This is a genomic window from Pantoea sp. K16 (assembly GCF_048452805.1).
In the GTDB taxonomy this organism is placed as follows: Bacteria; Pseudomonadota; Gammaproteobacteria; order Enterobacterales; family Enterobacteriaceae; genus Pantoea; species Pantoea agglomerans.
This window is the reverse complement of the sequence record NZ_JBLWNV010000024.1, coordinates 21,774-31,450: the sequence shown is the minus strand read 5'-3', so window position 1 is coordinate 31,450 and position 9,677 is coordinate 21,774. Positions and strand designations below refer to the sequence as shown.

The 9,677-nt window shown below is 50.4% G+C and carries 10 protein-coding genes and 4 tRNA genes; 13 read left to right on the top strand and 1 reads right to left on the bottom strand.

All coding sequences use genetic code 11. The annotated features are described in order from the left end of the window. The first annotated feature begins 151 nt into the window (after nt 1-151). Nucleotides 152-1,189: a UDP-N-acetylmuramate dehydrogenase gene (murB, locus tag ACK13D_RS21710; protein WP_158149661.1), complete on the top strand. Its 1,038-nt coding sequence runs from the start codon at nt 152-154 to the stop codon at nt 1,187-1,189. Continuing rightward, entirely contained in the window at nt 1,186-2,145 is a 960-nt protein-coding gene (gene birA / locus ACK13D_RS21705; protein WP_010261004.1) for a bifunctional biotin--[acetyl-CoA-carboxylase] ligase/biotin operon repressor BirA, read from the top strand. The genes murB and birA overlap by 4 nt, the downstream gene beginning before the upstream one ends. Nucleotides 2,146-2,188: 43 nt before the next feature. On the opposite strand, the gene coaA is transcribed toward birA, so the two are convergent. Then, entirely contained in the window at nt 2,189-3,136 is a 948-nt protein-coding gene (gene coaA, locus ACK13D_RS21700) for a type I pantothenate kinase (protein ID WP_010672227.1), read from the bottom strand. Between the two features lie 777 nt (nt 3,137-3,913). Here coaA and ACK13D_RS21695 point away from each other — a divergent pair. The 11 genes from ACK13D_RS21695 (at nt 3,914) to rplL (ending at nt 9,458) form a co-directional block, all read left to right on the top strand. Beyond that, a tRNA-Thr gene (locus ACK13D_RS21695) sits at nt 3,914-3,989 on the top strand. A 7-nt stretch (nt 3,990-3,996) separates the two neighbouring features. After that, nucleotides 3,997-4,081, top strand: a tRNA-Tyr gene (locus ACK13D_RS21690). 191 nt (nt 4,082-4,272) lie between these two features. Beyond that, nucleotides 4,273-4,347 (top strand) — tRNA-Gly (locus ACK13D_RS21685). 5 nt (nt 4,348-4,352) lie between these two features. Continuing rightward, a tRNA-Thr gene (locus ACK13D_RS21680) sits at nt 4,353-4,428 on the top strand. Between the two features lie 108 nt (nt 4,429-4,536). Further along, on the top strand, nt 4,537-5,721 hold the full coding sequence (tuf, locus tag ACK13D_RS21675; RefSeq protein ID WP_111535190.1) for an elongation factor Tu: 1,185 nt from the start codon (nt 4,537-4,539) through the stop codon (nt 5,719-5,721). 231 nt (nt 5,722-5,952) lie between these two features. Beyond that, entirely contained in the window at nt 5,953-6,336 is a 384-nt protein-coding gene (gene secE / locus ACK13D_RS21670) for a preprotein translocase subunit SecE (protein WP_008927141.1), read from the top strand. A gap of 1 nt (nt 6,337) precedes the next feature. Further along, nucleotides 6,338-6,883, top strand: coding sequence for a transcription termination/antitermination protein NusG (gene nusG, locus ACK13D_RS21665; protein WP_003848088.1), 546 nt, complete (start codon nt 6,338-6,340; stop codon nt 6,881-6,883). A 147-nt stretch (nt 6,884-7,030) separates the two neighbouring features. Next, nucleotides 7,031-7,459 (top strand): 50S ribosomal protein L11, encoded by a 429-nt coding sequence (gene rplK, locus ACK13D_RS21660; protein WP_006121495.1) that lies wholly within the window; start codon nt 7,031-7,033, stop codon nt 7,457-7,459. A gap of 3 nt (nt 7,460-7,462) precedes the next feature. Then, entirely contained in the window at nt 7,463-8,167 is a 705-nt protein-coding gene (rplA, locus tag ACK13D_RS21655; protein WP_010261038.1) for a 50S ribosomal protein L1, read from the top strand. Nucleotides 8,168-8,532: 365 nt separating this feature from the next. After that, nucleotides 8,533-9,030 carry a 50S ribosomal protein L10 gene (gene rplJ / locus ACK13D_RS21650; RefSeq protein WP_003848098.1) on the top strand — a complete coding sequence of 166 codons (498 nt, stop codon included), beginning with the start codon at nt 8,533-8,535 and terminating at the stop codon, nt 9,028-9,030. Between the two features lie 65 nt (nt 9,031-9,095). Then, the gene (rplL, locus tag ACK13D_RS21645; RefSeq protein ID WP_008927142.1) at nt 9,096-9,458 is read left to right on the top strand and encodes a 50S ribosomal protein L7/L12; all 363 of its coding nucleotides are present in this window, start codon (nt 9,096-9,098) and stop codon (nt 9,456-9,458) included. The last annotated feature ends 219 nt before the right edge of the window (nt 9,459-9,677 follow it).

Below are 9,677 nucleotides of genomic sequence, written 5' to 3'. Positions count from 1 at the left end.
CATTAAATAAGTGAAGAAGCCCCGCACGAAAGTGCGGGGCTTTTTTACGTCTGCAGATCGTGAAAAACCTCATCATAACCCCCGAAAACAGCCTGAGAACCCCTCTCTGATACGGTAAACTACGGCCAGATAACTCAGTAAAGGCCGTCAAATGTCCAGCCAGCATCCCTCCTTAAAAGCCGACAATACGCTTGGGCTTGAAGTACATACACAGAAACGCATCGTCGCCGAGACGCCAGCCGCCATTCTGGCAGCATGGCAGGCCAGCCAGAGTGATCAAACGCCTTTCCTTGTGCTCGGTGAAGGCAGCAATGTCCTCTTCCTGGAAGATTTTGCCGGTACAGTGGTGCTGAACCGCATCAAAGGCATCAAAATTCAGGATGAATATGAGTGCTGGAAATTGCACGTTGGGGCAGGTGAGAACTGGCATCAGCTGGTTAAAAGCACGCTGGAAAAAGGGATCACAGGCCTGGAAAATCTGGCGTTGATCCCTGGTATGACCGGTTCGGCACCGATTCAGAACATAGGTGCTTATGGCGTGGAATTAAAAGACGTCTGCGAATACGTGGATGTACTTAATCTGCACAGTGGTCAGACAGAACGTCTCGATCGTGAAGCCTGTGAGTTTGGCTATCGTGACAGCATTTTTAAACATCACTACCAGTCAGGCTATGTCATCGTCGCAGTCGGGATAATATTGCCTAAGCAATGGCAACCGGTATTAACCTACGGCGATCTGAAAACGCTCAATCCGGTGACGGCCAATGCCTGGGATGTCTATCACGCGGTATGCCAGATGCGGCAGAGCAAATTACCCGATCCGAAAGTCACCGGTAATGTAGGCAGCTTTTTTAAAAATCCTGTAGTCACCGAGGCGCAGTGCAGCTCACTACTGACGCATTTTCCGGCTATGCCACACTATCTGATGCCAAATGGTGAAATCAAACTGGCAGCAGGATGGCTTATCGAGCAGTGCCAGCTAAAGGGGTATCGCATCGGGGGCGCGGCAGTTCACCAGCAACAGGCACTGGTGCTGATCAACGCTGAAAATGCCACACCCGGCGATATCGTTGCGCTGGCAAAAACCGTACGCGCTCAGGTTGGTGAAAAATTTGATGTCTGGCTTGAGCCCGAAGTGCGCTTTATTCAGGCGCAGGGTGAGTGTAATGCCGTCGGGGTGATCGCATGAAAGACCATAATGTTCCGCTAAAGCTGGTTGATATCTTATCGGATGGTGAGTTTCATTCCGGTGAGCAACTGGGTGAAACGCTGGGCATGAGTCGCGCAGCCATAAATAAGCATATCCAGACGTTAAAAAGCTGGGGTCTTGACGTCTATACCGTGACAGGTAAAGGTTACAGTCTCTCTGCCCCGATACAGCTGCTGGATGAGCAGGCGATACTCTCACAGGTTACGCAGGGTAACGTCTCGGTAATCCCGGTGATTGATTCCACAAATCAGTACCTGCTGGAACGTATGCATGAAATGGAGTCGGGTGCTGCCTGCATTGCGGAATATCAGCAGGCAGGTCGCGGCCGTCGTGGGCGTCAGTGGTTTTCGCCCTTTGGCGCTAACCTCTATATGTCTATGTACTGGCGTCTGGAGCAGGGGCCGGCAGCGGCGATGGGCCTGAGCCTGGTAATTGGCATTATCATGGCTGAGACATTACGTTCATTAGGGGCCGACGATGTCCGCGTAAAATGGCCCAATGATATTTACCTTAACGATCGTAAACTGGCGGGTATTCTGGTCGAACTGACAGGTAAAACCGGCGATGCTGCGCAGATCGTGATTGGTGCAGGGATTAACCTGGCGATGCGAACAGCCGATGCATCACAGATTAATCAGGGCTGGATTAACCTGCAGGAGGCCGGGGTAACGGTAAACCGCAATGAGCTTGCGGCACGTCTGATCAACAGTCTGCGCGAAGCTCTGCCGCTCTTTGAGCAGGAGGGATTAACCCCGTTTGTCGCACGCTGGGCTGCGCTGGATAACTTTATTAACCGGCCGGTTAAGCTGCTTATCGGTGAACGTGAGGTCCATGGTATTGCGCGAGGCGTAGACAGCCAGGGTGGCCTGTTACTGGAACAGGATGGCGAAATAAAAGCCTGGGTGGGTGGAGAAATATCACTGCGTCCTGTCTGAGTAAAAAAAGCCTGCAGCAACGCAGGCTTTTTTATGACAGCAGTTATTTACGCAAGCGAACCTTATCGACTGCGTGATCGCCACTTTTGGTCATAATCAGGCTGGCTCGTTCGCGCGTCGGCAGGATATTTTCCTGCAGGTTAAGCCAGTTAATCTCTTTCCATAAATTGCCAGCAATTTCAACCGCTTCTGCTTCTGAAAGCTGGGCGTAATGATGGAAATAGGAGTCCGGATTGGTAAATGCGCCCTGGCGGAATTTCAGGAATCGATTGATATACCAGCTTTGCAAGAGATCTTCCTCTGCATCAACATAGATAGAAAAATCGACGAAGTCTGAAACAAAGACATGATGGGGATCGTGGGGATAGTCCATTCCACTCTGTAATACATTCAGACCTTCCAGAATCAGAATATCAGGCTGCTGTATCACTTTATCGCCATCAGGGATGACATCATAAATCAGATGTGAATAGACCGGAGCAGTCACCTGACTGGCTCCCGACTTCAAATCGGAGACGAAATTGACCAACCGGTGCATATCGTAGGATTGCGGGAATCCTTTTTTCTTCATTAATCCACGCTCTTTCAGCACGGCATTAGGATGAAGGAAGCCATCAGTGGTGATCAATTCGACTTTGCGATGTTCAGGCCAGCGGCTGAGCAAAGCCTGCAAGACACGCGCAGTCGTGCTTTTACCGACCGCTACGCTACCCGCAATACTGATGATATAGGGGATTTTCTGGCCATTGGTGCCCAGAAATTGCTCCAGTACAGCCTGCCGGCGAACGTTAGAACTTATATAAAAATTAAGCAGACGTGAAAGTGGCAGATAAATTTCCGCTACTTCCTCCAGCGAGAGATCCTCGTTGATGCCCTCCAGCTGCGCGATCTCTTCCTCTGACAGCGTCATAGGTACGGAATCACGTAATGCAGCCCATTGCTCACGAGTGAACTCTAAATAAGGCGTTGTCAGGGGGGTCGTTTTATCCATAAGCATGCATCTGACCGCAAATTCATGGCTATCAACCGCGTGTTATCCGATAAGCAGGACAGCACAGGTGAAGTGAATCACGAATCGCTGGTTTATCAGTGAGAACAATGGGCTGGAGGGTATCACCAGTATGGCTTTTAACAGAAGTAAAAAGATAAACGTGATCTCGCTTTCGTCGGCATACCCACAAAACATCATGGTGGCTTTAATTTTTACTGCTTTATCGTTGTTTATGATATTGCAGGTCATCACAGCGCATGTGCGGCTTTTATCTGCTTTTTACATCTGACACGTCTGAATGACAAAACGCCGCTATAAGGGCATAGAGAGAGGCTGAGGCGGTACAGATTCAATATGTCCCATAAGAACTTCAGCAAACGAACAAACGGCATAGAGTCATTTTGAAAGGCTCCACGCCTGGTCATCGTCGTACCGACATAAGGGACACGCATGTCAAAACAGGCCTGCTTTCTACAGAAAAGTGCCTGCACATGAAAAAAAAGCGCAGGCGAGGTCAAAAAAGCATCGTTCGGTACAGGCGTGTGAAATAAAAATACTCCCTGCAGATCATTTACCTGCTGAAAAGCGGTCCAGAGAGAGGCCTAAGGCATTAGCGCGAGCCGACTGATCCTATGAAAACAGGACCAGATTGCACAAATATTCTGCACAAAAACACTAAAATGCGATTATTTGCACAAATAGTAAGCGATAGAAAAAAATAAGCGATTTTTTAGTTGCATCCAGAGCCCGACCTTCCTAGAATGCGCTCCACTTGATGCCGGCTTAGCTCAGTTGGTAGAGCAACTGACTTGTAATCAGTAGGTCACCAGTTCGATTCCGGTAGCCGGCACCATCAAGTAGGTGGGATTCCCGAGCGGCCAAAGGGAGCAGACTGTAAATCTGCCGTCACAGACTTCGAAGGTTCGAATCCTTCTCCCACCACCATCTCAACCTCGCGGTTGGGTACGCAGATAAACAACCTGTTTATCTGTCAGGTGAGTCACTTATCACCCTGAATTCAGACTGAGCGTTAGCGAAGTCAAAGTCGGTCAGCTTCGCTGACAGGCAGTAGATAGTAGAGAAACATCTCTGTTATCTGCAAGCTACAGAAAGAACAGGTAGCCGAGTTCCAGGATGCGGGCATCGTATAATGGCTATTACCTCAGCCTTCCAAGCTGATGATGCGGGTTCGATTCCCGCTGCCCGCTCCAGATGTGCTGATATGGCTCAGTTGGTAGAGCGCACCCTTGGTAAGGGTGAGGTCCCCAGTTCGACTCTGGGTATCAGCACCACTTCCTTTAATCTCCCTCCTGATTTTCTCTGTAACTTCCTTGCAGTCAGGCATTGCCTGGTTAATGTGATGATATCATTGATATATCCGTGTCTTAGAGGGACTAGCGATGGCTAAAGAGCAATTTCAACGTAACAAACTGCACGTAAACGTGGGCACCATCGGTCACGTTGACCACGGTAAAACCACCCTGACTGCAGCTATCACTACCGTACTGGCTAAAACCAACGGCGGCCAGGCTCGTGCATTCGATCAGATCGACAGCACGCCTGAAGAAAAAGCCCGCGGTATCACCATCAACACCGCACACGTTGAGTATGAGACTGCTGCACGTCACTACGCTCACGTTGACTGCCCAGGCCACGCCGACTATGTGAAAAACATGATCACCGGTGCTGCGCAGATGGACGGCGCGATCCTGGTTGTTGCTGCGACTGATGGCCCAATGCCACAGACCCGTGAGCACATCCTGCTGGGTCGCCAGGTTGGCGTTCCTTACATCATCGTGTTCCTGAACAAGTGTGACATGGTTGATGATGAAGAGCTGCTGGAACTGGTAGAGATGGAAGTACGTGACCTGCTGTCACAGTACGACTTCCCAGGCGATGACACCCCAATCGTTCGTGGTTCTGCTCTGAAAGCGCTGGAAGGCGTTCCAGAGTGGGAAGCAAAAATCGTTGAGCTGGCTGAACACCTGGACAACTACATCCCGGATCCAGTCCGTGCGATCGACATGCCGTTCCTGCTGCCAATCGAAGACGTATTCTCAATCTCTGGCCGTGGTACCGTTGTTACCGGTCGTGTTGAGCGCGGCATCGTTAAAGTCGGCGACGAAGTTGAAATCGTTGGTATCAAAGATACTGTGAAATCAACCTGTACCGGTGTTGAGATGTTCCGTAAGCTGCTGGACCAGGGTCAGGCAGGCGAAAACTGTGGTGTTCTGCTGCGCGGTATCAAGCGTGAAGACATCCAGCGTGGCCAGGTTCTGGCTAAGCCAGGCTCAATCAAGCCGCACACCCAGTTCGAGTCAGAAGTTTACGTTCTGTCTAAAGACGAAGGTGGCCGCCATACTCCGTTCTTCAAAGGCTATCGTCCACAGTTCTACTTCCGTACAACTGACGTAACCGGTTCAGTAGAGCTGCCAGAAGGCGTTGAGATGGTCATGCCAGGCGACAACATCAAAATGGTTGTTACCCTGATCCACCCAATCGCAATGGACGAAGGTCTGCGCTTCGCAATCCGCGAAGGTGGCCGTACCGTTGGCGCGGGTGTTGTTGCTAAAGTTATCGCATAATTACCGATAACGTTTGACGCAATGCACACGGAAAGGGCATCATTTGATGCCCTTTTTGCACGCTGTTTCATAGAACCTGGCTCATCAGTGATTTTTTGAATCATAATCATTGCTGAGACAGGCTCTGTTATGCGGCGTTGGATACCGAGTTACGCCCCAAAAGCTCATTCGGTTTGGACGCCTCGCACTGCGGGGCAGAATAGTTTCTGAATTATTGTGGCAGGTTGGTTTATGAGTGCGAATACCGAAGCTCAAGGGAGCGGGCGTGGCCTGGAAGCGGTAAAGTGGGTAGTGGTCGTGTTACTGCTGCTTGCAGCGATTGTAGGTAACTACCTCTATCGTGATGTGTCACTGCCACTGCGTGCTTTAGCCGTAGTTGTACTGATTGCAGCGGCTGGCGGCATTGCGCTTTTAACGACCAAAGGCAAAGCGACCGTGGCTTTTGCTCGTGAAGCAAGAACAGAAATGCGTAAGGTTATCTGGCCAACCCGCCAGGAAACGCTGCACACCACGTTAATCGTTGCCGCGGTTACTGCCGTGATGTCACTGATTTTGTGGGGGCTGGATGGTATTCTGGTCCGTCTGGTATCGTTTATCACTGGCCTGAGGTTCTGAGATGTCTGAAGCTCCAAAGAAACGCTGGTACGTCGTACAGGCGTTTTCCGGTTTTGAAGGCCGCGTAGCACAATCGCTGCGCGAGCATATCAAATTGCACAACATGGAAGAGCTGTTTGGCGACGTCATGGTTCCGACTGAAGAAGTCGTTGAAATTCGTGGTGGCCAGCGTCGTAAGAGCGAGCGCAAGTTTTTCCCGGGATACGTACTGGTTCAGATGGTGATGAATGACGCCAGCTGGCACCTGGTACGCAGCGTCCCACGCGTGATGGGTTTCATCGGCGGTACATCTGACCGTCCGGCACCTATCAGCGATAAAGAAGTTGATGCGATCATGAACCGTCTGCAGCAGGTCGGCGACAAGCCTCGTCCGAAAACCCTGTTTGAGCCAGGTGAAATGGTTCGCGTTAATGACGGTCCTTTTGCTGACTTTAACGGTGTGGTTGAAGATGTGGATTACGAGAAGAGCCGCCTGACGGTATCCGTTTCCATCTTTGGACGTGCCACGCCGGTTGAGCTCGACTTCGGTCAGGTGGAGAAAGGTTAACCTCTTTCCGCTCACAAATTAGCTGTTGCAGCAGGCGCGAAATTTAACTACAATTTCGCGCCTTTTGTTTTTATGCGCTGGCAACAGCGTGTAAATCGTTATCACGGGGAGCCTTTACAGGCGCTATAACCCAATTGAGGAAATATCATGGCTAAGAAAGTCCAAGCCTACGTCAAGCTGCAGGTTGCAGCTGGTATGGCGAACCCAAGTCCACCGGTTGGTCCAGCTCTGGGTCAGCAGGGTGTTAACATCATGGAATTCTGCAAAGCGTTCAACGCTAAGACCGAATCTCTGGAAAAAGGTCTGCCGACTCCTGTTGTTATCACCGTATACAGCGACCGTTCTTTTACCTTCATTACCAAAACGCCTCCGGCTGCCGTACTGCTGAAAAAAGCAGCGGGCATCAAGTCTGGTTCTGGTAAGCCGAACAAAGATAAAGTCGGTAAAGTGACTCGTGCTCAGGTACGTGAAATCGCAGAAACCAAAGCTGCGGACATGACTGGTTCTGACGTTGAAGCGATGACTCGCTCAATCGAAGGTACTGCTCGTTCCATGGGCCTGGTAGTAGAGGACTAAGAAATGGCTAAGCTGACCAAGCGCATGACCGTAATTCGCGACAAAGTTGACGCGACCAAGCAGTATGATATTGCTGAAGCTGTTGCTCTGCTGAAAGAACTGGCTACTGCCAAGTTCGTTGAAAGCGTTGACGTTGCTGTCAACCTCGGCATTGATGCACGTAAATCTGATCAGAACGTTCGCGGCGCGACCGTTCTGCCACACGGTACTGGTCGTTCAGTACGTGTTGCTGTCTTCGCCCAGGGCGCCAACGCTGAAGCTGCTAAAGCAGCAGGCGCTGAGCTGGTAGGCATGGAAGACCTGGCTGATCAGATCAAGAAAGGCGAAATGAATTTTGACGTTGTTATTGCTTCTCCGGATGCAATGCGCGTTGTTGGCCAGCTGGGCCAGATTCTGGGTCCACGTGGCCTGATGCCAAACCCGAAAGTCGGTACTGTAACGCCTAACGTTGCTGAAGCGGTTAAGAACGCTAAAGCGGGTCAGGTTCGTTATCGTAACGACAAAAACGGCATCATCCACACTACCATCGGTAAAGTGGACTTTGACGCTGACAAACTGAAAGAAAACCTGGAATCTCTGCTGGTTGCGCTGAAAAAAGCAAAACCATCTCAGGCGAAAGGCGTGTACATCAAGAAAGTTAGCCTTTCAACCACCATGGGCGCCGGCGTTGCCGTTGACCAGGCTGGTCTGAACGCAACAGCAAACTAATTGCTGCTTGAAACGGGCGAAAAATTCACCTAGAATCTTACGCCCGTTGTTCTGTTATTAACGGAACAGGACACCAGAGAGCCAGAACTGATTGTTGCGTGTATCGCCTTTCCCTCTGACTCTGCTGCGTCGCACAGAATTTAGGTTGGAGCCAGGCCTTATCCTGGCCTCCGTCCAAGACCGCAGGAGCTGCTTATCTCCGGATATTCCGCTTAATACCCTGCGTAGACGGTGACAGAACCAAAAGAATTTTTTCTTAGCTGGATTCTGCTCACCGTGTTCGAGCGCTTATTTCCCCTTGGGGTGAGTAAGTGAAGTGAGTTCCGGGGAAATCCTTTCCCGGTCAAATCCAGGAGCAAAAGCTAATGGCATTAAATCTTCAAGACAAACAAGCGATTGTTGCTGAAGTCAGCGAAGTAGCCAAAGGTGCGCTTTCAGCGGTTGTTGCGGATTCCCGTGGCGTCACCGTTGATAAAATGACCGAACTGCGTAAAGCAGGCCGTGAAGCTGGCGTTTACATGCGTGTTGTTCGTAACACCCTGCTGCGCCGCGTCGTTGAAGGAACTCAGTTTGAGTGCCTGAAAGACACGTTTGTTGGTCCGACCCTGATTGCATATTCTATGGAACACCCGGGCGCAGCTGCTCGTCTGTTCAAAGATTTCGCGAAAGCGAATGCAAAATTTGAGGTCAAAGCTGCAGCCTTTGAAGGTGAGCTGATCACGGCGGCCAATATTGACCGTCTGGCAACGCTGCCGACCTACGAAGAAGCACTGGCACGTCTGATGTCGACCATGAAAGAAGCCGCTGCCGGCAAACTGGTCCGCACTCTGGCTGCTGTACGCGATGCAAAAGAAGCGGCTTAAGGCCATCTTCTTTTCTTCGTACTTGCTTACGTATAAACTTTTTCTGATTCTTAGGAACAATTGTCATGTCTATTACTAAAGACCAAATTCTGGAAGCTGTTGCAGCGATGTCCGTAATGGAAGTAGTTGAGCTGGTTTCTGCTATGGAAGAAAAATTCGGCGTTTCTGCTGCTGCTGCTGTAGCTGTTGCTGCGGGCCCGGCTGAAGCTGTTGAAGAAAAAACTGAATTCGACGTAGTCCTGAAAGCTGTTGGCCCGAACAAGGTTGCAGTAATCAAAGCCGTACGTACTGCAACTGGTCTGGGCCTGAAAGAAGCCAAAGATCTGGTTGAAGCAACTGGCGTAATCAAAGAAGCGATCAGCAAAGATGACGCAGCTGCACTTGAAGCTGCTCTGAAAGAAGCTGGCGCTGAAGTTGAAGTTAAGTAAGACAGCCTTCGGGTTGCAGTCTGAGTAGTTTCAGGCTGATGGCTGGTGACTTTTTGGTCACCAGCCTTTTTGCGCTACAGGGTCTCAATGGGGTTTCACACTGTTTGTCCATTGTTACTCTTCAATATCTTTCTCTATCGACGACTTAATATACCGCTCTACCTGTGCGGGTTCCCTGCCCTCGCAACAGCGATGAAATGATTTAAGCGTGATAGAAAG

Excerpts from the sequence above, each read along its gene's own strand:
- rplL (WP_008927142.1), top strand. The coding sequence starts at position 9,096 with ATGTCTATTACTAAAGACCAAATTCTGGAAGCTGTTGCAGCGATGTCC.
- rplA (WP_010261038.1), top strand. The coding sequence starts at position 7,463 with ATGGCTAAGCTGACCAAGCGCATGACCGTAATTCGCGACAAAGTTGAC.
- secE (WP_008927141.1), top strand. The coding sequence starts at position 5,953 with ATGAGTGCGAATACCGAAGCTCAAGGGAGCGGGCGTGGCCTGGAAGCG.
- nusG (WP_003848088.1), top strand. The coding sequence starts at position 6,338 with ATGTCTGAAGCTCCAAAGAAACGCTGGTACGTCGTACAGGCGTTTTCC.
- rplK (WP_006121495.1), top strand. The coding sequence starts at position 7,031 with ATGGCTAAGAAAGTCCAAGCCTACGTCAAGCTGCAGGTTGCAGCTGGT.
- coaA (WP_010672227.1), bottom strand. The coding sequence starts at position 3,136 with ATGGATAAAACGACCCCCCTGACAACGCCTTATTTAGAGTTCACTCGT.
- tuf (WP_111535190.1), top strand. The coding sequence starts at position 4,537 with ATGGCTAAAGAGCAATTTCAACGTAACAAACTGCACGTAAACGTGGGC.
- birA (WP_010261004.1), top strand. The coding sequence starts at position 1,186 with ATGAAAGACCATAATGTTCCGCTAAAGCTGGTTGATATCTTATCGGAT.
- murB (WP_158149661.1), top strand. The coding sequence starts at position 152 with ATGTCCAGCCAGCATCCCTCCTTAAAAGCCGACAATACGCTTGGGCTT.
- rplJ (WP_003848098.1), top strand. The coding sequence starts at position 8,533 with ATGGCATTAAATCTTCAAGACAAACAAGCGATTGTTGCTGAAGTCAGC.